We start from the raw sequence: 25,908 nt of genomic DNA, 5'->3' as shown, positions 1-25,908 counted from the left end.
GATTCACCGGATTTGTGAATCCCTCGGGAGAGAAGCGGCAGCACATATTCGACCTGCTGACACTCACAAACTGTCTGAACACAAAACTTTTGAGCAAATCAGAACAGTCCGAAAAATGAAGGATATCAACGCCAGATTAATTTTACAGGCTTTCAGGAAATGTTTTTGGATATAGAAAAACTGAGTTTTCCGGGTTTGATCTTAGATTTGGGTCGGTTCCTTTGGAATTGACACCACCAAAATTTTTCTTGAACGCTAAATTAATATAAGGGAAAAAAGATGGCGGGTCAAGATTAAACCAAAGATATATAAATATTATTATCAGGTGAAGTTCATTGAGCGTTCCGTTCCTGAGCAAAAGTTTTTTATACATGTTTCTGAGCGGCAGAGAAACCCGGCTTTTTCCGTCACGGACGGCGAATCATTCCGGGAAAAATTGACGCGATGCGCGGCTTATAATGCCACGAAGGCACAAAGGCACGAAGTCTCACGAAGACTCTCCGTGTGTCTTTGTGTCTTCGTGTCTTTGTGGCATTCTCTTAAAAAGTTGCACATGGTCCGTTTTCTGAGAATATAACTATTTTTCCTGGAATGGCGGAACTTCCCCTGAATCCGTTATGTTCAGGATATTTTCGCCTTAATGATCCTGGACATAAGGCACTCCCTCCTGAATACAATGATATGCCCTCTCAAGCTGGCGTCCGATATAAATTGCATGATTAATATCTGATATAGCGCAATCTCTGTATATCATCTGCTGAATTTTCAAAGGTTTTTTGCTTCGGTACTCACCGATTTTATCAGCGTCATGATAATGCTGCACCACGATTTCATCACCATCCGCGGAGATGAGGAAATAGCCGTTCGGGTCATGACGAATGGCATTGGTCCGGGCGGCCCTGTCATATATGGCTTTGACTTTCTCAAGATATTGCGGGTCAAGGCTGACAGAATGGGATATCACTGTGATTGCCCCGGGTCTTGTTCCGATCTTTCCGCACACATATTGCTGTATCGCCATAAGTCCATAGACATTTTCCAGCCACGCGTCGGAAGTGTTATGTGTCCGAAACGTGGAAGTCAGATGCAGATTATTATCAATTTTGCGGAAGAAAAGTGAAACCAGACAGGGACGATGATCTCCCTCAATATCAGCAGCATTGTCCCACATAGAAACGTAACAGTTCCGATCATCAGGGCCGTGCCTGAGATTAGCGGCCGCGATGTCCAGAGCATCTGTTCCGAAATATGCTCTGATCCGGTGACCATAAGAATAAGAGCTGTCACTCGGAAGTTCCGGGCACAAAATTTCTTCCTGATATTTGCGGAAAGAGCCAGGATCAAAGCCACAGTCTTTTATGACAGAATCCTCTTCAAACCGGGGCTTCTCAATAACAACTTTTACATTTTGCAGCTCGATCCGCTCTCCTTTCCGAAGCAAGACCCTTTTCCCAAACCTGAAAACCCGATGAACAAGATAGGTCCAGGCTTTTGAGGGCGTTTTTTCCACAATGGTATGCGCCCGGAGATTGCTCGGATATGTTTCAACCACAACCTCCGGGACCTCGATGAAAATTCTTTTCCCGGTACGCTGTCCCGAGGTATAGTTCTCCAACAGGGCAGCGGCTTCCTCAGCTGCTCCGGAATCGGGCTTCTCAATCCCTTCAATCCGTATGATATCAGGAATACTGAGAAACAAATCCCGTGACACAAGATTATCCATCACATAGTCCGTGCCGATGACCCGGACAGCCTTTACATCGTCCCTGTTTCCTGATGAGCCTTTATAAATGACACTGCTCTCAACAGGCTCGGTTCCTTTGAGAAAAAAATTGGACAGGAAACCATAAGAGCCGCTCCTGTCACTGCCCAGCACAAGCAGCGTGTCAATCTGGGGATTATAAAGCAAATTTCTCAAAAGATAGCGAAAGCCCTGACCATGAAGATTGCCGACCACCGCTATTTTGGAGGTTTCAGGATCAACATCAGCACCGGCTTTCCTCAGCCTGCGAACAATAAAATCTGTCTCAGACCACAACGTTATAATCCCCAGGGTCGCACAGGGATTTACAACATATAATTTATTTTTAAAAAATAAAGGTTTAAATTTGATCATGGGTTATTAACAGCTGACAACTGACAGCGTTTTACTATTCATTCAGTCTTCTTTTTGAAGTCGGATATTCCATCATTTGCGATATGAGTTTCAATGTGTTCTGAGAAACAACGAGCGGTTCAAAAGTTTCAAACATTTGTTTGCCCTGCTGCTCCCAGAACTGGTCTCTCACTTTATTCTCAGACCCGTAGGGCAGTTCAAAATAAACATGCCGAATCTGAGCAACCGCGAGCATTTTCATACAGTCAAAACACGGAGACACCGTGACATAGAGCGATGCTCCCTTCACTGAAATGCCTTCTCTGGCTGCCTGCGCAACTGCATTTTTCTCCGCATGGCTGCCAATACAAAACTCCTGCTTTTTATGATCGGGAACCCCCATGCTTCTCCTGAAGCAAAAAGGATTTCCGTTTTCGTCTTTCTGGTCAATGCAATGCGGCGCGCCGGGCACGGCACCATTGTAGCCAGTTGACAGTATTTGTTTGTCACGTACCAGAACACACCCGATGGGCCGGGAATTACAGGTTGATCTTGAACTGACGATTTTGGCGATAATCATAAAGTATTCATTCCAATCAGGACGCATAAATGCTTCTCCTCATTTTTCCGGGTTTCCTCTGGGCCCGCCCACATTCATAAAAGCGCTGTTAAAATTTCGGTACAATTCTTTGTTGCGTTCGGTCCGATGCCATTTTTTGATGAAATGAGCCGGGATGTCATCTCGGAGTTCAATTTTGGTCCAATCTTTTTCAGGAATTGGGAACGCATAATAGGGGAGATGTTTTGGCAGACCCCGCACAAAAATTACCTGGGGAATCACCCATTCAAGATAGGCAGTATAAATCCTGTGCATACCGTCATTGATGATGTGAGCCACACGGCCGTTTTTCTCTATCCGCTCCTCAATCACCGGCGGAAGCAAATCTATGGGTTCGCTCTCTCCGGCCAGTGTGATACGAACAAACCCATTGAGCTGAAACAAATCAATGCCGTGTTCTTCAAGTCGCCATTTGAGTTCCCGTACCTTGAGAAGCTCCTGCTTGAGTACATAACGCTGGGGAGGAAACAAATCTTCGATGCAGATATTTTCCAATGAGATAAAAGCGTTCTCATAAGGCCGGGTGCTCTCATCCTGTAACATGGTAACATTTCGTAATCTGCTTATCAGTTCATCTTCTGACAAATGTTTAACTTTGACGATTTCAACTTTTTTTTTAGTATTACTACTCATTTTAAAAACCTTTCTATAACGGACTGAGCCGCTCTGAGACTGTTTACCTCAAAAATATCATCATATTTTGAAAGAAGCAACCGTTTTGATTCAAGCTGGTGTTTTTCAACAGGACGGGATTTGAACCACACACATTTCATGCCGAGTTCCGCGCAGGGGAGGATGTCATTTCCCACAGAATCGCCGACCATGACGGACTCCTCCGGCAGAGCCTTTGCCCGGTCCAATGCTCTCCTGTAAATCTCCGCACACGGCTTTCTGATGCCTTCTTCAAAACTCAGGGTTTTTGTTCTGATGTTGTTCAGATCATTTTGAAAAACCGTTCTGAATTTATTATAAAAAGGAAACCAGAGATTTGATATGATATGCAAGTATGCGCCTGAGCGGGCAAGATTTTTTATAAAGACCGAAGCCCCCTCCAGTTCATAAACATCAAGAAACTGTCTTTGCCAGAACGCAGCAATGTCTTTTTGCTGATCCCTGCTGATTCGGCATCCGAGCCTCTTTTCCAGAGAAACCATTAATGAATCCGGCGTATGATGATTCTCACAAAAAATAATATCATACAAAACCGCTGAATCATCCTCGCCTAAATTCAGAATTTTACGAATCATTTTCGGAGGAGAAAATGCAGGGCCGCCCATTAAGGTAAAGCCTATATCCAGAAAAATATGCAACGTATTATTCCTTATTTTTTTATGTCCATATAAAGCCTCAGCTTTGCGATATCAAAACAGGACTCTGCAAGCCCCAGTTTCAGGCAGGTGATAAACATCTCTCCGTCTTCCACGCCGATCTGTTCCGCCATGTATTCCTTCACCATTTGCAGACAGCATAAATTGGCAGGAAGACCGTTCCAAAGATTCCAGCTCCTGAAATGGATGCTGAAATGGAGTTTTCCGTATTTCACGGATGTGTCAATGCCTCTCAGACACTGGGTTGTGCCAGGCATACTTTTGTTAAACACGTTGTCTATGGACCGTTTTATGATAGTCTTTCCGGTGGCTCTGTCGCTAATGTTTATTTCCTCAGCGTAATCAGCCGAATCATCGTAAAATCTGAGGCTTTCGGGGCGGCCCACGGTCATGTAACAATGTTTTGTTCCGGGTCCGTGTTTTTTATAATACGCTATGATCCATTCAATCTGCCAGGCAAGGTCCTGCCCGTAGGTGTTTCCACACCAACATGCCGTACCATTTCTTCTGACGTATAAAGTGTGATATTTCGAAACTTTTACACAATAAACCTTTCCCGTATAACTTTCGACGGTAATGTTTTTATCCTTCAGAATATGCGGTGTATTTTTCTTGTTTATATAAACCCTGTAAACACCGCTGTCTGCTCTTATATTACTGGCAAGTCCGATCTTCAGACATAACTCCTGAACCTGATTTGCAAGAAATTCTGATTTAGTTGTATATCTGACATAATCACCATTACATTTATCACCATCTCCCAAATACATCCAATCAAAAAGAATTTTAAGCTGGCGACGACTCAGATTCATCAGCTCTTTTGGTATAAATTTATCCCCTGCCTTACCAAATTGTTCAAGATATGAATAAATCTGTTTATCAGCAACAATCAGATCTTTCCCGAAAATTGAGACAGATGAAAATATGGATTTTAATACTTCCGCAATCTTGTCTCTCTCTTTCCCAGGATACTGAGTTATAGTAATAAAATAAACATTTCGGTTCTTATATCGCCTTAACGACCCTTCAGCAAGCCATATACCAAAAAATTTTAGCCATAAATCCATCGGTATTTTTCGCTCGCAACCATAACCTTTATATCTCGGATTCTGATACTCAGTAGCTGGAAGATTAAAAAAATCATGATCTCTTCCACTCCATATACAATCCTTCTTAAATTTAATCCTATAATTATTTATATCCTCTATTTTGATAAGAGAGAAAGGAATATATCTTTCTGCAACTTTATTTTGCGAAATATACAGACTATGCCCCGGGGTTACCTTCAGATCAATATGAAAAGATTTTATTGAATACATCTTTCCGGAATAATCCATACTATGATAATCCGCAGGTGTCTGATACTCCAATTGTTCTGTTACCGGATTCAGAGTGGCAACTTTCTCCGTTCTGTTCAAATCTTTGAATAATTTCCACCCCTGATCTGTAAGTATTTCTGTCTCATCATCATAACAATAATGCTCTCCGGGCTGCGAAACATCTGTCATGTAGTACGGGAGATACTTCTCCGCATATCCGGATTCAACCGGGTTGGGAATCCCGATACCGGGCGGTATGTCCGGTTCCAGCGGTCTTGTCCCGGGATGTGTTATCTGAGCAGAGACAAAATCAAGTTCCCATCGTTTGGTGGGCGTGCTGCCTTTGGTCACGACATATTCTCTGCCCTGTTCCACAGCGGCCCGGACAAGCTGAAACCATAAGTCAGGTATATCTCTGGCTGTCATAAATATCGGTTTTAACATAATATTTAAATTCCTTTTTATATCAAAGTGTCAGGTGTTAAGTAGTCCGTCCGAATCACTTACTTATCTGTCTGTTTTTTGTGCCGCCTCCGAAAGGAGGGGGAGGAACATCATCAGGCAAAAAAACAGCAAAAAGTGATATTTTTAAACGGCCCGGGTGTTAAATGTCAGGCATTAGGAAACATTGTAAAAGTTTTATTTTAGTTTTTTTCACCCTTAACCCCTAATTTTTTCTTATACCAAACCCTTGTACTTATGCAACGAATTTTATAATTTCCTATACATTTTTAACTCCGTGACCTCGCCGACCTCGTTAATCTCGCCAATCTCACTAAGACACATTGCCTCTGCCAGCCAGTCCTCAGCTATAATCTCGTTCCCACGCTTAATCTCGTTAATCTCGTTCCCACGCTTTGCGTGGGAATGCAGGCCGGACGCTTCGCGTCCGTATGATACCGGAGCATCATCTTTCCTACAAAAACCTGCTTCCTGATCTCGCTGATTTCGCTGACCTCGCCGACCTCGCCGACCTCGCCAATCTCGCCAAGCTCACTAATCTCACTAATCTCATTAATCTCGTTCCCACGCTTTAATCTCCACGCTTTAATCTCGTTCCCACGCTTTAATCTCGTTCCCACGCTTTGCGTGGGAATGCAGGCCGGACGCTTCGCGTCCGTATGATACCGAAGCATCATCTTTCCTACAAAAATCTGCTTCTGTGTATTCTGTAGATAAACACGCATCTGAATGTCATAGGACGCGAAGCGTCCCTTCTGCATTCCCACGCAAAGCGTGGGAACGAGATTAATGAGATTAATATCCCTGATTCCTTCAGCAGGGCAATCGCATGAAAATTTGTATAATTATAAGATAGTTCTGATTTTATTAAGAAATTATTTGTCTGACCGAGGGATAATATCCAGAGTCATAACAAGACAAATATTTATTATTTCCGGAGTGCCAAACTTACAGTTTGGCAAGACGCATTGCTGTTTTTTGAGAAAAATCGCAGGATTTTTCATATAACCAGTTGAAATTATTGTTTGTTATCAATGTAATCACTTGTAATCATTTTTTTATATACAAAAAACAGCCTGAAAATGAAATATATAAACAGTTATATCGGATAGTTGTTGTTATGGATATTTATTTTTTTATAAGTCTTTGTTTTATTACTGTTTTCGTGGCTGATTTAATCAGAAAACAACATAGAATAAGTAAGTTATATTATTTTTAAGCTTGTTGGCACATAATTTGCATTATGAGGTTATAGCTCTCAAAAATATCAACTCGTTCCCAGGCTCTGCCTGGGAATGCGTGAAGGGAGGCTCCGCCTCCTGCACCGTTTTGCACGGATTGTGCCTGAGACAGAACTAATGCCTTTTTTACACACAATTCCGCATAAAAAAAGTACAAGGACGACAGATAAGAAGAGGAAGGCAGATTTTTCCTTTTCTTATCTGGTTTCCCTGTACTTTTTGAAACATAACATGACAAGGTCAGGAAAGTCGCCCCTGAAGGAGTTTCACAACTCAGCACAGGAGCAGCGGAGTGGAACTCAGCCCCCTGATCAGAAATTCTCTAAAGAGGATACATAATGATTCCAAAAGATTCAACACGATCAGAAAAAAAGTTTGTGAAAAAAATGTCCTCAATTTTAACACTCGTTCCCAGGCTCTGCCTGGGAATGCGTGAACCGAGGCTCTGCCTCCGGCACAAATCAAACTTTTATCGTTCCGGAGTGGCAAACTTACAGTTTGGCAATATTCATCGGGGGGCTTGCCAAACTGTAAGTTTGGCACTCCGGAGATTTTTACACAGGAAAAGTCCGATATGACAGAAACGGTCCGAGGCTGTTGTCTGACTCTCGGAACCGTCCAAATCAGGATAATTATAATTATTTTTTTATGATTTTAATTACAACAGAGACAATATTTTGTTTTTATTAGTTTTTATTTGTTAAAATTTGCTTGTTAGACGATTTCGGTTATAAAGGTTCATCAGTTGTTCTGTTCTGATTCAAAAAATTATTTTCTTTATTCTTAATGAATGAGTTTATAACTATTTTTTTCAGGCATGATTCTTGCGTGATCTTTTAAGATGTAGTCAGAATCTGAATGAAGGGACAACAAATAATAACTATCTCGTTTTATAGCAGGAAGTTCCGGTTAAGACGGGATTCATTGACAACGAAATTTTCAAACTTCCAATATAAAGGAAAACAGTTATGCGCTGGTCTGAGGTACGAAAAACATATCCTGACCAATGGATTGTCGTTGAAGCGTTGGAAGCACATACAACCCCTGACAGTCGGAGACAGCTTGACCAGTTGGCTGTTATTGACAGATGTCCGGACGGAACTGCGGCAATGCGGCTTTACCGGAGCCTTCACCGGCAATATCCGCTTCGGGAGTTTTATTTTATCCATACAAGCCGGACAGAGCCTGATATCATTGAGCGGCAATGGCTGGGAATTCGGAGGGGCAATGCGCTTATTTCTGAAAGATGACCTGCCTTTTACAACGGTTACTGCCGCTTATCAGGGAAAAGCAACGGAGATTTCGGATATACTTGTTGACACAGGTTCTGCCACTACGGTTTTGTCGGCTGATGCACTTCATGCAATTCGGATTGTGCCGCTGCCGGAAGATACACTTCATGTCATTCGGGGTGTCGGCGGCAGTGAGCTTGTCTTCAGCCGCCGGATGGATTACTTACAGGTGGGAACACAAAAGCTGTCTGATTTTGAGACTGAGATTGGCGGTATGGATTATGGTTTTGAGATAAACGGCATTTTGGGAATGGATTTTTTATCCCGGGCAGAGGCGGTTATCAATCTCAGGACCATGACAATCGAATTTTATGACGGTGATGTGACGGTTTGAAAGAACAAAGCAATGACTGGCTGAAACAGGCTTTGAAAACTAAAAGGAGGGATTGAGAATGATACGGGGCTGATTGGCGTTATGGCGGGGATTTTTAATTTGTTTCTATACTTTGCCTATGAATGCGTGAACCGAGGCTCTGCCTCCTGCACAATCCGTCCGTACGGACTGAGAACCAGACAAAAGCAATCCGTTACTTACACAATCCGTGCAGAGATAAAATCAGCGGCATCCGGGAAATCTGAGGGAATCTGAGGTTCGAAAATTCCAGGTTTCATAATTCAGCCCAGAGTCAGCGGAGTGGAAATCAGTCACCCTGCCATAAATTTTTTAAAATGTAAACATAATGATTTCAAAAGATTCAATATGATCAGTGAAAAAAATTTGTGAAAAAATGTCCTCAATGCTTCTTTTCGGACATTGATAAATACAAAGGCAATCACACAGATTGGGTGAAGCGTGGCAAAAACCCCGCAGAATCATACAAAGAGGAGGGAGCAGAATGGGATTATTTGACAAGTGCAGCAAACTGAAAACTTTCGGGAAAGGCTCTGAGAGGTCAATTTATTACGGCCCTGGGTGAAGCCCCGGTTTTAGGACTGTCTTTGCCTGCGCCGTTGATATCGTCTTGGCCGACGGTGTGCTTGAGGAGAGCGAAAAGGCTTTGCTGACCGATCTCCAGCAGAGCTTGGAAGTCCCTGAGAACATCGCCGTGACGATTATCCAGGTGATGATGATTAAGAATCGGGGGGGAGCGGGGTGAAGACTTCCGAAGTTTTGGAGATTTCGGAAGTCTGGAATATAATTTTGATTTCAGTAGGTTTAGAATTTTCAGAAAAAATATGTATAGAAAATGTCCTCAGTAGCCACTTTTGGACATTAATAATTACAGATCGGAAATATTAGTGTGATCAGATGAATAAAAAAAGGAGGTGATAAGGAAATCAGATGTCTAATAACAGCTTTTTCAGATTCTCAAAATGCAGAAAGGAGGTGGCTGGTATTTTTTACTTAAACAGAACCTGTGGTTAGCGTCTTTTTGATAAGTTATAATTCAGATATCTATCTATTTAATGGAGAATGGAACAATGAAAATTTTTATCAAGCTGAAATTCAATGTAATATTGAGTATTTTTATCTTTCTCAGTTTTTGGGCTGGCTCTGCTTTCGCGGACTCTTTTCCTGAAACCGCTATTAAAAGCAAGTATTCTAGCTCTTCTTACGCAAAAGGGGAAAACGCATTCTATGTCAGTGATTCGTTGCTGAGAGGAGAATGCACATGGTATGTTTATGGACGAGTTATAGAATTGTCGGATAGCGGATATCTGGACAGCTCTGTAAGAGATCAGTTTGAGGACGCCTTCTGGGGAAAGACAGGACGGCACGCCAGAAATTGGCCGAATACTATATTTTTAGGAGGATCATGGACTTATTCAGGCGATAGTCCATTGCCGATGGATAAAAGACGCAAAGGGCTTGTGGCTGTTTGGAAGTTCGGCACTTACGGTCATGTCGGATTTGTGGAAGAGGTATCATCCGATAAAACACGTTACCGTTTATCAGATTTCAATCGTGGGAATGACAAAACTCATAGAGATAACTGGTATGATTTTGTTGGAACAAGCGACAGGCTGAGTGGTGTTTTCCCTTATTTTTTTGAGTTAGACCTTGGAAGCGGTGATGAAACCTGTGCGAAAGGTGATCCCACAGTGGAAATGGAATATCTTCGGAGCAAAGGCGTTATCGAAGATGTTTATAAACCAGGGGCCAAATGCCCGGATAGCAGAGCAGCATTTGTTCATATGATGGTAAGAGCCATTGAGTCTGTGTTCGGGGAACTTAACATGTCAACGTCTCTGCCTTTTACAGATATGAACGATCCGGACAAATGGTATTACGAATCTGTCAGCAAGGCATACAGAGCGGGGCTGATAAACGATCAGCCGGATCATAAATTCAGACCAGCGGATAATATGCCTCGGAAACATGCCATTTTGATGGTTCAGCGGGCAATGGAGGATAATAGTTTCTGGAATTTGCCGGAACCGCCAGCAGGCTATTTAGGTACGTTTGGAGATATTGACTCTCTGTATTCCGCTGAAAAAGCAGCGATAAAAATGGCGAAGTATTATGATGTTGCCAGAGGGCGGTCCGTTGATAATTTTGAGCCGAATGAAGACATCATACGACAGGAATCTGCCTGGTTTATTTTTCGCATGATGACGATTCCGCGAGATTTGAAAGTTAATTCGAGTGAAGTAAAAGAAAATGAATCTTTTAAGATTAGTTGGAATAGTGGAAGCGAAGTGGATATAATGGTTGAGTCGTCTGAGAATCTTTTTGAATCGACAACGCGTGTTTATGGTTCAACCATATCCGAAAGCTCGGCAGGATCGTACTATTACCGAACTCGGATGGAATATAGGGGGGCCAAAGGTGGCTGGAGTGATTATGTAAAAGTCGAAGTAAGCGAGGATACTTCCGGCGGTGATGATCCTGTTGAACCTCGAAACAGACCACCTTTAAAACCAACCATCAGCGGCCCTGATAGCGGCCATACAGATCAGGAATATACTTTTACCGCAAGCTCCTCAGACCCCGATGGTGATGCAATAGAATACCGCTTTCACTTTTTTAACAATACTGGCGAATGGCAAAACTCGAATAAAGTAAGTTTTGAATGCAAAACAGCCGCTCCTTATATTGTCAAGGTTCAGGCGAAAGACAGCAAAGGTGCCGAATCCAATTGGTCTTCATTGCATACGATTAATATTACCCGACCTAACGGAGCGCCTTCGAAACCTCAGCTCGCGGGGAACAACGGAATGATAGAAGTAGGTAAGACTCTCTCTTTAAGAGCCAAGAGTCTCGATCCGGATGGAGATGCGGTAAGCTACATTTACGACTGGGGAGATGGAGATACAACAAATGTGCCTGCTTCTGAAAATCAGGTGAGCGCAAGCCATATATGGGATGAAGCAAAGACTTACATTGTCAAGGTTAGGGCCAAAGATACTGACGGAAATGAGTCTGAATGGTCCGAAACTGAAATCAGTGTGTATGAACCGAACCTGAATTTCCCTACCGAACCTGAAGTGTCCGGTCCACGAGTTGGCCTGATTAATCAGCCTTATACTTTCATTGCTTCATCGAGTGATGCGGATGGAGATTCTCTGGAATATTCTTTTGATATATTCAAGCCTGTCGGCGGATGGGAAAGAGTCGAATCAGAATGGGGGGAATCCAACTCATATGCATATAGCTGGACACAGGCCGGTAGTTACTGTGTAAAAGCAGGTGTGAGGGATCGGTCGAATACGCCTTTTTATTCAGCATGTCATTCGATTACGATTTATGAGGAGCAGCCTGAGTGCAAAATTAAAATTACGAACCCTGCTTTTGATGCTCCTCTGGGGTCTTGCGGGCATATGTCTGGACAAGAGACGAGGATAAAGTGGAAGGATGAAGACGGTGACACCGATGCAGATATCATCTCAAGCGATGTTTATTATTCTCTTGACAGTGGTGCGACATGGGAGCTTATAGCTGATGATGTCGAGGGATACTCTTGTGACTGGTCAAAATCAGAAGCTTTTATCCATGATGATGTAATCGTGAAAGTGATTTCGAACTATAACACAGGATGCATAGCTGAGGTGATCAGCGATCCGTTTGATGTTATAGACGGCAGAAAGCCTACGGTGACTGTCATGTCTCCGGATACTGACAAATTCTATGTGGGAGACCCGGTAAAAATTGAATGGGATGCGATGTGTTCTTCTCCCGATCTTTACGGAATCGAGCGAATTGATCTGAATTTTATAAATGACGGAAATGACCGGGGCACTTTTGTGGAGTTAAGAGGAGATGAGGTCAAAGAGCCATATACATGGATACCTGAAGGCAATCAGGTTACAAGTAATGGTCAAATTAAGGTAAAAGTATGGTGCGAGAACTGCGAGGATAATTATGAAGTGAGTGAACGCTTTGAAATAGCACATAAGTACAGCAGTGAAGATGATTGTCCTTGGAATGAATCGGAAAGAGCGTTCATCAAGCCTGCAAAAACACCACCGTTGTCTGGATGGGAAGGCGGCTGGGGCCAAGAGTTTGACTATCCTCAGGTAGTTGTTGACGATAGAGGAAATATCCATGTGGCAGCAATCTATTCTGACGATTTTTTAGCTTCTAAATCCGGGGTATATCCGAGACAACATCATCGAAAAGGTGAAACGCAGATTTATTATCGAAAGAAAGTTTCGGGAAACTGGGAAAATCAGGAACAAGCAACAGAATATGAGCCTGCGGAGTCTTTCAGTATAAAGTTATACATGGATTATATTAAGAACTTGCAATTGGCTGTTGATTCTTCAGGTTTTCCACATCTTGTTTATGAGTATGTCAGTACCAATGGCGATGGACCGGATATTTATTATATCCGAAAGACGGAAAACGGATGGAAGCAACCCGTAGATATTTCCAGATCATCAGGAACACAGTCAACATCGCCTAAGATTGCTATTGATAAGGATGATAATGTTTATGTCTTCTGGCATGAGTCACATGCAGGGGTTCACTACAGAGTGAAGATGAGAGAAACAGAGCGTTTTGGTGACTCACAACTTATTTCTCAAGTCTATGGAGCAAATTTTGATGTGATGATAGATGACGAAGGCTTGAATATTGCAGGCGATAACAGACGTAAAGCAGTTTATGCTCACTTGAATTTTAAAAACAATGTCTGGTCATCTGAGCTTCTTGCTGACTTTTACATTGAATATCCGCTGATATATTCCCTTAACGGCAAAATACATATCACAAGCACAACCCCCCATAGATTTAATATGTTCGTAAAAGAGGAATCAGAAGGATGGAACATAACGGGATATGATTGGCCTGAATCAGAAATTCGTGGCTACCACTTGTGGAGTGATAAAAGCGGAAAGGTACATCTTGTTTACAGAGGAGAAGATGAAGGCAAGACAAAGATGATGGAGAGGTTTTATGACGGTTCCAATTGGTCAGAAAACTATCGGGTTATATCTCCGACTTGGGCAACAGCGTCCCGTCATTCTGCAAGAGGTGATGCTAATAATTTATTGGCAACTGCATGGGTAGGTCGGTATGATGGTGATGGTGAAATTTACTTATCTACCATAGATTATACTCCTTGCGTACAGGAGAATAAGACAGCAACTTTGTCTGTTTCCCAAACAACTCTGAATTTGCCTGCAAGCAGCGGCGAAATCACATTGGAGATTACAAAAGAGGGAGCAGGCTCAATAGACTGGACGGCGGAAACAGATCTTCCGGGACTGACCCTCACCCCCGACTCCGGGACAGATGGCGGCACTATCATTGTGGCTTATGAAGCAAACACAGCTGCGGAGCAGAACGGCACGATAACCATCACAGCAAATGGTGACACAAAGACCGTTCAGGTCACACAAGCTTCAGGACTGCAACCTGTGCTGTTCATTGCCCCGAGTTCACGGCCTGTTTCTCCGGATGGCAGTGATGAGCTTGTTTTCACTGTCAAAAATACCGGTACGGGTGAGATGACATGGACAGCGGAAATTGTCAATGCGCCCTGGTTAACCATAGTCAGCCAGAATTCGACTGAGGGAACACTCACCGTAAGCTGCGAGGAAAGCACCGGACCCGAAAGAACCGGCGAGATCAGAATCACAGCCCCCGGCGCAACAGACAGTCCGAAAACAGTGAAGATAATACAGGAAGCATTGGAACCCGTGCTGTCACTTACACCGACGATGTATCCTGTTTCCCCGGCCGGCAACAAAGTTATCTTTGTCATTGAAAATACAGGTAACGGCACAATGGGCTGGACAGCGGAAGTTGCCCCTGATGCGTCATCGTGGCTGACCATTGAGGGAGATGATTCTGGGGAAAACGACGGAATGCTCTTTGTAAGATATAAATCCAATCTCGGCGAGGCAAGAACCGGCGAGATCAGAATCACAGCCCCCGGCGCGACAGGCAGTCCCGGAAAACTTGAAATAAAACAGGATGCCTATGGAGTGACCGACGGCGTGGTGATGGATATGGATATCTCCACAGAAACCATTGATCCGATGGTCCAGGCATCCGAAGATGATGAAGTATGGGTCGGCATAGTTGCCCAGCAAGTCGCAAATCTTAATCTCTTCCAACTTGATGTGAAATTTCCTCCGGAAGAGACTGCTTTTGTTGAAGGTGCTGAGGATAACCCGGGTGAAGGGCCGGACAATTTCCTGAAAAGCCAAGGAGGGGAAACCATAGGTCTTTCAGCAGTGGAAACAGATGATGGAACGGCTAATGTTGTCAACGGAGTGGAGGGTGACAACTGCGATAAAGCTCCCGACGGCTCCGGTCATATCGGTTTTCTCAAATTCAGAGTCCTGGGCAGCGATTCTGACATCACACTGGAGCCTAATAATGTCGCTTTTATGGATTGTGAAAACAATCTGAAAACGGTTACAGATTTGACATCGGGAACGATCAGTCCATTTTCACGATATGATTTCAACAGGGACGGAACTGTGGATGATGTTGATCTTGATCTGCTGCGGGACCACCTCAATATCACAGAGGATGATCCTGAGTGGGATCCCAAGTATAATTTGAAATCTGTTCCAAATTCATCTGGAAAGCAGGTTATCGATCTTTGGGATATGTTTGAATTCACAGCAGAATTAGACTAAGTTTTTAACGGAAACAGGGAGGAATTTCCACAGCATCCGGCAATTCCTCCGTTTCCCTCTTTTTAAAGAAGTTTTCCAAAGTCAGAATCCTTTTAAATAGCATTAGGAGGCAAAAATGACAACTATAAAATTGATAAAGGCTTTCATTCTTATCGCCTTGGTTTCGATTGTCGTATCAGGCCATGCTTTTGCCCTTCCGGGCATTGCGCTGGATACGGATTATACAACTCACGATTATGATCCGACAGATCCCCTCAAAGATGTTGAAGCCGTTATCACAGCCGAGGCAAATGAGGAGATGCGGATCGCCATTGTGGCCCAGGATGCAATTAGCCTGAACGCTTATCAGGTAGCAGTTAATTATGATCCGAGCCGTATGGATTTCATCGAAGGTTCCGAAGACGATCCGTCTCAGGGAATAACGAATCTTTTAAAAAAGAATGGCGGGAGGACCGTCGGGCTTCACACACTCGAAAGGACTCCGGGAACGGTCAGTATTGTCAATGCGCTTAGAGGAAGAAATGCGGATGAAGCGGTGACTGGGAGTGGTGTGATAGCACTTTTGAAATTCAGAGTTCTCGACAGTAGCCCTGATAATCAGATGACCCTCTCCAACATTCTTCTTTTAGATTTTGAGGGAACGGTTTATCCGGTTACTGTCTCTAATACCAGGAATGCCATACATAATCCGTCTTCTGGAAATGAAGAACCGAATGATCCTGAAGAGCCTGAAGAGCCGAATGACCCGGAAAATCCAGAAGAGCCAAATGACCCGGAAAATCCGGAGGAGCCAAATGACCCGGAAAATCCCGAAGAGCCGGAAGAACCGAATGACCCGGAAGATCCAAATGATCCTGAAGAGCCGGAAGACCCCGATAATCCAGGTGAGGACGACGAACTTATCGCTGGTGTTTTCATCGCGGACGATTTCGGCCTCATCACCATAGACTGGCTCTACGACGGCGGCGCATACAAAGGCGAGCTTGGCATCTTCAGCCTGGAGGGAATGGATCTCACCGTTCCGGATTTGGAAGCCTTCATCGCCGAAGCTGTCAGACGGGTGCTTTCACCGGATGATCACGACGGCGGCCTTGTCCTCTCCGACCCCACTGACCGGGCACGTTTTTCCGGTGTCCTCGGGGGCGAGTCCCAGGACTGGAACGAAGGCGAGTTCATCGGCGTGAGAACCTTTGAGATGAATCCCGGGGAGAAGTTTGCGCTGATTCTTGTTCCCAACGGCACATTCGAGGCCCTTGCCGCAAATCCGGGAACCACGGACAAGAACAAACGCCCGCTGTTCTCCTTCACCTCGCCGAATTCCGATTACGGAATGCATGTGGGCCAGGTTGCGGATATCAACGGCAAAGGACTCGGTTTTGTGTTCGAGGACATGGAATTCACCAACAGCGACAGGGATTACAATGATCTGATGGTTCAGATCAACGGGGCCGTTTCGGAAGTTCCCACCATAGATGAGATGCTGGAAAGGTTCACCACGACCGCCAGCAAAAAGCGAAGCAGCCGGAGAGACAGCAGATGGCACGACTGGAGAACAAATGACGAACTCGGCAGGAAGATCATGGAACATCTCGAAGGAATTCCCGGACCAGATGATCTGTGGACATCCGTGACCCTGGACGCATCAGCCGATCTCATGGTATATGATGCTGAGGACAATTTCAGCGGAAAGGACGGCGGAGGAATCCCCGGTTCTCTCATTGAGTTTGATGCCGAGAACGGCCGCCAGACCGTGTCCCTGCCCAGGCTGACAGACTCTCAGGCATACCGTCTTGTTCTGCGTTGCATGGGATATGAGACCGGCCTGCTCACCATAAAGGGACATGAAGGCTTTGCTGAAATCTCGTCAGATTCAGAGGAAATCAGCACTGAAGCGCATCAGGTTCTCACCACTGATCTCACGCTCTCCCCGTCAGGCGAACCTGCCAGCTTCGGAACGCCCGATGTTCCCAGGGCCGCGGACGGAACCCCGCTGTGGTATGACTTTGACGGCGACGGACGAATTGATGACGATGACATAAACAAGGCCGCTTCTTTCTGGAACACCTGCGAAGGCGATCTTGGCTATGATCCTTTCTTTGACCTGGACGAAGACGGCTGCATCTCGATTCTGGACATCATGCCTGTCTCGAACAGCAAATACATTCCATAAATCTTAACTTTCCCGCGGGTCAGTCCCGTACTGACCCGCGGGAACATCTTGACATTTCATCCTTTTCTGGTTTATAATTTTTTATTGTGAGTATGTTTATCTACATGGATTAGTGATAAGCAGGGATTTTCTGAGCAGCATAATTGTCTGAACCAGGATTCACAGGATTTGGGGATGATACCGTTTGAGTTTTGAAATCATACTATACAAAAGCTTTATTTTATTCTGTTGCAGATAATTATACTTTTTCAATACTTGATTTCAATAGTGAATTGGTATGACCAAGATATCTGCATCTGCATGGATTGCCTGCCTCATCTACACGGATTGCGGTTAAGAAAGGATTGCTGACTGGATTGTCTCCCGTAATCCTTTCTTAACCGCAATCCGTGTAGATGAGGAGGGGATTCAGGGAATGTCCAATAAATAATTTACCCGCCTTGCAAAATGCAGGGTGGGGTTCTGCCCCGCCATAAGCGCACAAAGCTGACGAGCCGGAATTGGAGGGGCAGAACCCCACCCTGCATTTTGGGTAGATTAATTTTTTGGATATCCCTCATAAGAAAAGGATTGAAATCAGCTTATCATCCGGTTATTATCTCTGTACGGATCAGCGACAAGCAAAGATTTTCTGAGCGGGTTCTCTTTAATCCTTTGCTTATCGCAATCCGTGCGGATGAAACATAAGAATAAGGAAAAATTGCCACGAACCGAATGATCGAAGTCATATACGAAGACAGCGTTTTTAAACCGCTGCATCCCATAGAGGGAGTGGACAGAAACGAAAAAACATGGATTATTCTCTGTCCTCGTAAAAAAGAGGGATTGGACGGACTGATCGGAACACTGACCCCCGAAGAAGCTGAAAAAATGCAAAACACTATAGACAGGGAGTTTACAGAAATTGAAGGAGAATAATAATATCCCAGTTGACACAAACGCAGTGATTGCATACAGAGCGGGCGTTTCCCAGGTATGCACCCGGATAAAGGCGGCGGATATCATCCTTGTGCCAGCTCCGGTTGTCGGAAAGCCAGAAACAAATTGCTTGAGAATGAACCGGATAATGAAATATCTCAGTTGGAGGCAAACGTGGCATAATAATCCCGCTTCAGGGTGCATTTGAGAAGTCCCGTAGGGACGAGCGAAAATAGCTTGGCAATTCATTGCCGGGGTGAAATGCCGCCCAGATTGTTGAGTCCCATGGGGACGACCGAGAATAGCCCGGCAATTCATTGCCGGGGTGAAATGCCGCCCAGATTGTTGAGTCCCATGGGGACGACCGAAAAATCCGGGCATCTCGGTCGTCCCTCCGGGACTGGGGAAACTAATGAAAACCGTCCCCGGCAATGAATTGCCGGGCTATTTTTGATCGTCCCTCCGGGACTAAATTGGAAAATCCGTACAAAAGTCCCCGGCAATGAATTGCCGGGCTATTTTTGATCGTCCCTCCGGGACTAAATTGGAAAATCCGTACAAAAGTCCCCGGCAATGAATTGCCGGGCTATTTTCGATCGTCCCTCCGGGACTAAATTGGAAAATCCGTACAAAAGACTTTGACCATGCACATCATAACAAAAAAATGACTTAAAGAGTTTGCGAGCCTTCGTCCCGACTGCCGTAGCGTATTGGAAACCATGGTATCCATCTGGAACAGAATTTAGCAAGCTTCAGCTTGCTTTTGCTATCAGCCCTGACATTGATGTCGGGGCTTTTCTTCACAAAAAAACAAAAGGAGCAACTCATGAGAAAAACATCATTTTTCATTATCCTGTTCAGTATGTTGTTCATTTCAAGCCAGTTATATGCCCTGACAATAAAAATTGATCCGGATATCATTGATCCGGGCAAGACAAGTACCTTTGACGTTGTCATAGAAGACGCTTCTGATCTCGGAGCGTTTGAATTTGACTTAGGTTATGATGCCGGGGTTGTTACGATTGAAAGTATCACGCTGGGAGATTTTTTGGAAAGCACTGGCAGAAATGCAACTCTCCTTCCTTCCGAGACTGACAACAGTCTGGGCAAACTTCATTTTGGGACATTTACTTCTGCCCCTGACGGGCAGCCGGATACAGAGGGGCCGAGCGGAAATGGCACACTGGCAACGGTAAACTTTTCTGTAGATATGGAGTCTGACTTCTGGGAGAGCCACTCTGAAAGTGTACTGGAATTTAACACCAACCGGTCATATCTTACGGATACAGAAGCCAACGCTTTTTCAGATGCGGAGTGGAGAGGAGCAATCATCGCTCCCACGTTTAAGCTCACAGCCAACGCCGGAAATCACGGAACAATCAGTCCCGAGGGTGAGCTTATTGTAAAAGCTGGCTCAAACCAGATATTCAATATCACCCCCGAGGCCTGTTACAACATAGCAGATGTCCAAGTGGATGGAGACACGGTCGGCGCTGTGAGTTTCTACACATTCGACAGCATTGACGGAGACCACACCATAACAGCCAGTTTCACTTCCAAGCCTCCCCTCAGCATCGAAGCCTCTTCGGGCGAAGGCGGAAGCATCTCACCATCCGGCACAGTGCCAGTAAATTGCGGAGCGAGCAAAACCTTCAGCATAACACCTGGCACCACATTGCCTGACCAGTGTTATCACATCAAAAATGTCATTGTTGACGGGGTTTCAAAGGGAGCTATAACTTCCCACACCTTCGAAAATGTGACCGGAAATCATACCATATCGGCCACGTTTGCGCTGAATGACTACACCATCACAGCCAGTGCAGGAGCGGGCGGAACCATCTCACCTTCGGGTACTGTCCCCGTGCCTTGCGGAGATCAGACGTTTACCATAACTCCTGATACCGGCTATCACATAGAAGATGTACTTAAAGACGGTGATTCCCAAGGACCTGTGACTTCTTGCAAATTTGAGAACATAACTGAAAACCATAACATAACCGCCACTTTCGCAGTCAATCCGCCCAATGTTTACACCATAACTCCCATTGCGGAAGAACACGGAAACATAGATCCCTCCGAGCCTCAGCAAGTCACGGCCGGATCGAAAAAAACCTTTACCATAATTCCTGAAGACTGCTATCAGATTGCGAATGTCACTACGGATGGGAATTCGGTGATGGCGAATGTTCAGTTAAATGATGATTTGTCAGGTATTTATACTTTTGAATCTGTGGATAAGCATTCTGAGATAAAAGCTGTTTTTGAAAAAATGACTTATTCCATAAAAGTCATCACAAATGAAGGGGGAAGCGTCACTCCGCCAGATGGGACAAACGTGGAATGCGGAAACGATCAGACCTTCGAAATAACGCCGGATGACTGCTATGAAATAAAAAATATCAAAATAGACGGAGAATCCATCAGCCCGGTCAGTTCCTATATGTTTTTCAATGTGAGAACTGGTCATACCATCGAAGTCGAATTTGGAAAGATCGTCTATACCATTACGGCCACATCCGAAGGAAGCGGAAGCATCAGCCCCGCAGGTGAAATAACTGTGGAATGCGGAGATAATAAGATCATTGAATTCACCTCCGAAGAGGGATTCGAAGTGGTTGAAGTGACCACAGACGGCAAACTGGCCCCCGGAGCAAAGACCAGCCACACTTTTGAAAATGTGACTTCTGATCACAGAATTCACGTTATCTTCGGCTCTCACATCATCACTGCCAGTGCCGGAGCCAATGGCAAGATCGAACCCGAGGGCGACGTAAAAGTGGATCATGGAAAATCGTATGTATTTACCATGACACCTGATCTTTCCTATCACATCGCAGATGTCAGCATTGACGACCATTCTGTTATGGAATATGTCGAACTCGACGAGGAATCAGGAGCGGGAACGTATGAGTTTAAAAAAGTGACCGAAGCCCATGCCATTTATGTTATCTTCGGTCCTCACACCATTACCGCCAGTGCCGAAGCCAACGGAACAATTGAACCCTCCGGTGAAGTGAAAGCAGAACATGGAGAGGATCGCCTATTTACCATAACACCCGATGATTTCTATCAAATCGGAGATATCAGAGCAGATGGTGATTCAATCATGGATTACGTTGACATTGATGAGGCATCAGGAATCGGAACCTATGAATTCAAAAACGTGACTCAAGATCATACCATCGAAGCAGTCTCTTTTGAATGTGCGGTTGCCATGGGAGATATTGACGGAAATAAAAAAATTGATATCAAAGATGCTGTCCTGATCCTGAAGCTGCTTTCCGGTGCGGACATTGACGAGGAAAAGCTTCCTGTGGCATGTTCGGATGTGAACGGAGATGAAAACTTAGGCATGGAGGAGCTTCTTTATATCTTGAAGACGCTCACGGAGTAACGCTCCTGATAAATTTTTAAGCAGCGATATCCGTATATCATCTACATGGATGAGAGATAAGCAGGGATTTTTGTACCATGCTTATCATGAGTGGGTCTGAACCACGGATTAACACAGATGAAAGGGATGACACGGATTTTTTTCAATCTGCGAAATCCGAGATATCTGTGGAAATCTGTGGTTCAGATTGTTCATCTACATGGATTAGTGATAAACAAGGATTTTTATACTCGATAATCAGATTTTTTGATCCGATTAAAGCCCCATAGGGGCGACATATTTGTAGCATTCATCATGCGGCAGCCCGGCAAAGCCCCGTAGGGGCGGCATATTTGCGGCATCCATCATGCGGAAGCCCGGCATCGGCATCTCTGCGGCATGGTCTGCAAACCTGTTGCAAAATATGCCGCCTTTGCGGGGCCTGGTCGTGTGCCGCCTATGGGTGCTACAAATATGCCGCCCCTCCGGGGCTGGGTCGGCCCTCCCTTAAATCCGTTTATAATCAGAAAAATGCTTGCTTATTGCCATACAGATTTTGTATAAGGATAAGGATTCATAAAAAAAGATTGAAATCCTATTCTTATCATCCTCTTCTTATATAAAATCCTTGTAGAGAAAGATAAAAAACAGAGGCGATGAACCTCTGGTATAAAGAAAGGAGGTGACAAAGACGTGTATTTTTAAGGCAAGGTGAACAAATTGACTAACATCAGACTTTAACATTTTAGGAAGGAGTTGAAACAAATGAAGCTAACGAACAAATATTTGCTTTTGGCAATGACAGGGGTTATCTGTGTCGCTTTGATGTTTCCCGCGTCCGTGCTGGCTGATTCGATTACACCTGAAACCTTTTCTGATGTGATCAAAAAAGGGGATGACACATCAGTAAAAAGAACGGTGACCATTACAGAGAAAGTGACTTCGGCCAAGGTGGATATCTTTTTTCTTTTTGATACCACAGGAAGCATGGGAGAACTCCTTGATTCCACAAAAGCAAAGGCCACAGATATTCTCAATAATGCTTCAAAACTGGGAGATGTGGCTTTTGGCGTGGGATATTATGAAGATTTTCCTACATCACCATATGGGGGAAGCTGGGACGTGGCTTATGAGTTGGTCAGGGATATTACAACCAGTTCGTCTGTTGCACAGAATGCCATAAATTCACTTGGGCTGGGATATGGTAATGACTGGCCTGAGGCAAATCTGTACGCACTTGCCAGAGTCGCATCTTCAACAAGCTGGCGTGAGAATTCAACTCGGATTATCATATGGTTCGGCGATGCGGTCGGCCATGACGGAGATTTGGAACCAGGTTATCCGAGCAGGGTGGGTCTTGACGATGTTATTTCTGCGCTTAATAATAAAGACATCATTGTGGAGGCGGTTGATATATGTGACCATGATTATGTGGGGTTGGATCAAGGGTTTTATGATTCTCGTCATGGTGATGATTTCAGACCGCTTTCGGGTCAGGCAACTGAGATCACATCGAGAACCGGAGGCAAGTTATTTGACGGTTCTGACACAAGTTCCATTGTCGCCATCATCAATAATGCGCTCAAAGATGCCTTTGCTGACTACAGCGAGGTTACACTGGAACTGTCCCGGGAATTTTCCGGCCTGGGGGTCAGTATCTCACCTGCCAGACATTCAGGCAATTTTGACCGCTCACAGGAACGCAGATTTGAGTTTGATATAACTTATAGTGGCTTAGAAACAGGGACATACAGGTTTGATCTGCTTGCCAAAGTTGACGGCGGAGTTGTGGCGGTTGCAAACGACACCATTGAAGTTAAATATCAGGATTGCAACGGAGACTGGAACGGAACTGCTGTCTTAGATGAATGTGGCGAATGTGTCGGCGGCAACACTGGCAAAACAGCCTGTGTTCAGGATTGCAACGGAGAGTGGGGCGGAAGCGCTTCTGTTGATGACTGCGGCGAATGTGTGGGCGGCAACACTGGCAAAACCAGCACCTGCGTTCAGGACTGCAACGGAGACTGGAAAGGAACTGCTTTTGTTGATGAATGCGGCGAATGTGTGGGCGGCAACACCGGCAAAACCAGCACCTGCACTCAGGACTGTAACGGAGAGTGGGACGGAACCGCTTCTCTCGATGAGTGCGGTGAATGTGTCGGCGGCAACACCGGCAACACCGCGTGTGTTCAGGATTGCAACGGAGACTGGGGCGGAACCGCTTCTGTTGATGAGTGCGGCGAATGTGTCGGCGGAGCCACTGGCAAAACAGCCTGTGCCCAGGACTGCAACGGAGACTGGAACGGAACTGCTTTTACGGATGAGTGCGGTGAATGTGTGGGCGGCAACACTGGCGAAACTGCGTGCGCCCAGGACTGCAACGAAATCTGGGGCGGAACTGCTTTTATTGATGATTGCGGCGAGTGTGTCGGCGGAAATACCGGCAAAACCGCCTGCGGCGTTTCCAACAAAGGCATATTCACTGTAGGCAAAACCGGTAAAATCACCATAGACTGGCTCTACGATGGCGGTTCGTATAACAACGGCGAACTCGGCATCTTCAGCCTTTCAGGAATGGATATGTCTGTGCCTGATCTGACAGCCTTTGTGACAGAAGCAGTAACACGGGCTTTGTCAGGAACCACGGACGGCTATGTTGTATTGTCCGACTCTACGGAGGCCGCACGCTTTGACGGCTCACTCGGAGAAGCGAGAAACTGGAACAGCGGAACTTATATGGGAGTGAAAACCTTTGACATGAGGCCCGGAGACAAATTTGCGCTGATTCTGGTTCCGAACGCTTCACTGAAAACGCTTTCTCTGAATCCGGAAACAACTGACAGATGCATACGTCCCCTGTTCTCCTTCACCTCACCCAATGCGGACTACGGCATGCATGTGGGCCAGGTCGCGGATATCAATGATATGGGGCTTGCCTTTGTGATTGAGGACCTGGAATTTACAGAGAGCGATCTGGACTATAATGACCTGATTTTGCAAATCAGCGGCGGCATTTCAGAAGTTCCGTCAATGGATTCGCTCATAAGCGAGTACAAAGCCGGAAGTAAAAAACGCGGCAAAAGAGACCGTTGGCGAGACTGGAGAACTTCGGATGAACTGGGCAGACTCATCATCGAACACATTGAAACACTGCCTTCCTCCGAGTATAAGCAGATATCCGTAAGCCTTGAGGGGTCTGCGGATGTGACAGTGTTTGATTCTCTGAACAGAGCGGCTGGCAAAGACGGAACAGACATGCCAGGTTCTCTGATTCAATTTGATGAAGGATATCAGACCGTGACATTGCCAGCACGGGGAACGGGTTCTGATGATTACCGTGTGGTTATACGCTCCTCAGAGGCTGAGACAGGCAGACTCACACTGAAACTGGGTCAGGGAAACAGTGAAATTCCCTCAGAGGTAAAGGAGATTGATATTCATGCCCGTGAGGTACTGAAGTCTGATCTGTCGGTGTCCTCACAAGCCGGAGATCTGAACATAGAATTCGGAGATGCTGAAATTCCTGTTGCCCAGGATGGCACGCTTTTGATCCATGATTTTAACGGCGACGGAAAGATTGATGATGCTGACATCACTAAGGTTGCCTCGCTTTGGGATACCTGTGAGGGCGATCCGGAATATGATCCTTTCTTTGACCAGGACGGAGATGGCCGCATCACTATTCTTGATATTATGGCTGTGTCAGCCGGGAAGTCCCTCCCATAAAATTCTGATATTCCCGCGGATCAGCCCCGTGCTGATCCACGGGAAAATCTTGACTTTTTATCCTTCCCCGGTTTATAAGTACCCGATCAAAAGTTTTTTATACATTTTTTTTCTGCGAACCGCGGAGAAACCCGGCTTTTTCCTTCAGGGTCAGCGAATCATTCCGGAAAAAAAGCCGGGTTTCTTCCCCGGGCAAATATCGAAAACTTATGGTTAGGTACTTATCTCTCACAGGCCGGGCCAGTTCATTTTTTTCTTAAAATGTAGCTGTCCCGGTCTGTTGTCCAATATCCCTGAGTAAGAACACATAAAGCCCGAACCATGACT

The 25,908-nt window shown here is 45.1% G+C and carries 14 protein-coding genes; 8 read left to right on the top strand and 6 right to left on the bottom strand.

Annotated features, from left to right (window positions below; all coding sequences use genetic code 11):
* Nucleotides 1–637: 637 nt before the first annotated feature.
* The 6 genes from dnm_RS02220 to dnm_RS02195 all read right to left on the bottom strand — a co-directional run bounded on the left by dnm_RS02220 (nt 638) and on the right by dnm_RS02195 (nt 6,548).
* Nucleotides 638–2,116 carry a thymidylate synthase gene (locus tag dnm_RS02220; RefSeq protein WP_207681092.1) on the bottom strand — a complete coding sequence of 493 codons (1,479 nt, stop codon included), beginning with the start codon at nt 2,114–2,116 and terminating at the stop codon, nt 638–640.
* A gap of 34 nt (nt 2,117–2,150) precedes the next feature.
* Nucleotides 2,151–2,702, bottom strand: a complete 552-nt coding sequence (locus dnm_RS02215; RefSeq protein ID WP_207681091.1) for a deoxycytidylate deaminase — start codon at nt 2,700–2,702, stop codon at nt 2,151–2,153.
* Between the two features lie 12 nt (nt 2,703–2,714).
* On the bottom strand, nt 2,715–3,347 hold the full coding sequence (locus dnm_RS02210; RefSeq protein ID WP_207681090.1) for a hypothetical protein: 633 nt from the start codon (nt 3,345–3,347) through the stop codon (nt 2,715–2,717).
* Complete coding sequence (locus dnm_RS02205; protein ID WP_207681089.1) at nt 3,344–4,024, bottom strand: HAD family hydrolase; 681 nt, start codon at nt 4,022–4,024, stop codon at nt 3,344–3,346. The genes dnm_RS02210 and dnm_RS02205 overlap by 4 nt, the downstream gene beginning before the upstream one ends.
* An 11-nt stretch (nt 4,025–4,035) precedes the next feature.
* Complete coding sequence (locus dnm_RS02200; protein ID WP_207681088.1) at nt 4,036–5,805, bottom strand: LAGLIDADG family homing endonuclease; 1,770 nt, start codon at nt 5,803–5,805, stop codon at nt 4,036–4,038.
* 365 nt (nt 5,806–6,170) lie between these two features.
* The gene (locus dnm_RS02195) at nt 6,171–6,548 is read right to left on the bottom strand and encodes a hypothetical protein (RefSeq protein ID WP_207681087.1); all 378 of its coding nucleotides are present in this window, start codon (nt 6,546–6,548) and stop codon (nt 6,171–6,173) included.
* A gap of 1,484 nt (nt 6,549–8,032) precedes the next feature.
* On the opposite strand from dnm_RS02195, the gene dnm_RS02190 reads away from it, so the two are divergent.
* The 8 genes from dnm_RS02190 to dnm_RS02160 all read left to right on the top strand — a co-directional run bounded on the left by dnm_RS02190 (nt 8,033) and on the right by dnm_RS02160 (nt 25,581).
* Nucleotides 8,033–8,314 (top strand): hypothetical protein, encoded by a 282-nt coding sequence (locus dnm_RS02190; protein WP_207681086.1) that lies wholly within the window; start codon nt 8,033–8,035, stop codon nt 8,312–8,314.
* Nucleotides 8,292–8,690, top strand: a complete 399-nt coding sequence (locus dnm_RS02185; protein WP_207681085.1) for a retropepsin-like aspartic protease — start codon at nt 8,292–8,294, stop codon at nt 8,688–8,690. Before dnm_RS02190 ends, dnm_RS02185 begins: the two co-directional genes overlap by 23 nt.
* A 628-nt stretch (nt 8,691–9,318) precedes the next feature.
* Entirely contained in the window at nt 9,319–9,453 is a 135-nt protein-coding gene (locus dnm_RS31100; protein WP_276571841.1) for a hypothetical protein, read from the top strand.
* 325 nt (nt 9,454–9,778) lie between these two features.
* Nucleotides 9,779–15,391: a PKD domain-containing protein gene (locus dnm_RS02180; RefSeq protein ID WP_207681084.1), complete on the top strand. Its 5,613-nt coding sequence runs from the start codon at nt 9,779–9,781 to the stop codon at nt 15,389–15,391.
* A 115-nt stretch (nt 15,392–15,506) separates the two neighbouring features.
* The gene (locus dnm_RS02175; RefSeq protein ID WP_207681083.1) at nt 15,507–17,561 is read left to right on the top strand and encodes a DUF4114 domain-containing protein; all 2,055 of its coding nucleotides are present in this window, start codon (nt 15,507–15,509) and stop codon (nt 17,559–17,561) included.
* A gap of 714 nt (nt 17,562–18,275) precedes the next feature.
* Nucleotides 18,276–18,479 carry an antitoxin AF2212-like protein gene (locus tag dnm_RS02170; protein ID WP_207681082.1) on the top strand — a complete coding sequence of 68 codons (204 nt, stop codon included), beginning with the start codon at nt 18,276–18,278 and terminating at the stop codon, nt 18,477–18,479.
* Nucleotides 18,480–19,305: 826 nt separating this feature from the next.
* Complete coding sequence (locus dnm_RS02165; protein WP_207681081.1) at nt 19,306–21,876, top strand: InlB B-repeat-containing protein; 2,571 nt, start codon at nt 19,306–19,308, stop codon at nt 21,874–21,876.
* Between the two features lie 744 nt (nt 21,877–22,620).
* A complete protein-coding gene (locus dnm_RS02160; protein ID WP_207681080.1) occupies nt 22,621–25,581 on the top strand; it encodes a DUF4114 domain-containing protein in 2,961 nt (986 codons plus the stop codon).
* The last annotated feature ends 327 nt before the right edge of the window (nt 25,582–25,908 follow it).

The sequence above is a fragment of the Desulfonema magnum genome (genome assembly GCF_017377395.1).
In the GTDB taxonomy this organism is placed as follows: Bacteria; Desulfobacterota; Desulfobacteria; order Desulfobacterales; family 4be13; genus Desulfonema_C; species Desulfonema_C magnum.
The sequence above is the reverse complement of the archived record's forward strand: the minus strand, read 5'-3'. Positions and strand labels throughout refer to the sequence as shown.

Coding starts and splice junctions, on each gene's coding strand:
- dnm_RS02220 (WP_207681092.1), bottom strand. CDS start 2,116: ATGATCAAATTTAAACCTTTATTTTTTAAAAATAAATTATATGTTGTA.
- dnm_RS02200 (WP_207681088.1), bottom strand. CDS start 5,805: ATGTTAAAACCGATATTTATGACAGCCAGAGATATACCTGACTTATGG.
- dnm_RS02165 (WP_207681081.1), top strand. CDS start 19,306: ATGAGAAAAACATCATTTTTCATTATCCTGTTCAGTATGTTGTTCATT.
- dnm_RS02190 (WP_207681086.1), top strand. CDS start 8,033: ATGCGCTGGTCTGAGGTACGAAAAACATATCCTGACCAATGGATTGTC.
- dnm_RS02175 (WP_207681083.1), top strand. CDS start 15,507: ATGACAACTATAAAATTGATAAAGGCTTTCATTCTTATCGCCTTGGTT.
- dnm_RS02160 (WP_207681080.1), top strand. CDS start 22,621: ATGAAGCTAACGAACAAATATTTGCTTTTGGCAATGACAGGGGTTATC.
- dnm_RS02180 (WP_207681084.1), top strand. CDS start 9,779: ATGAAAATTTTTATCAAGCTGAAATTCAATGTAATATTGAGTATTTTT.
- dnm_RS02185 (WP_207681085.1), top strand. CDS start 8,292: ATGCGCTTATTTCTGAAAGATGACCTGCCTTTTACAACGGTTACTGCC.
- dnm_RS02215 (WP_207681091.1), bottom strand. CDS start 2,702: ATGCGTCCTGATTGGAATGAATACTTTATGATTATCGCCAAAATCGTC.
- dnm_RS02210 (WP_207681090.1), bottom strand. CDS start 3,347: ATGAGTAGTAATACTAAAAAAAAAGTTGAAATCGTCAAAGTTAAACAT.
- dnm_RS02195 (WP_207681087.1), bottom strand. CDS start 6,548: ATGCGTGTTTATCTACAGAATACACAGAAGCAGATTTTTGTAGGAAAG.
- dnm_RS02170 (WP_207681082.1), top strand. CDS start 18,276: ATGATCGAAGTCATATACGAAGACAGCGTTTTTAAACCGCTGCATCCC.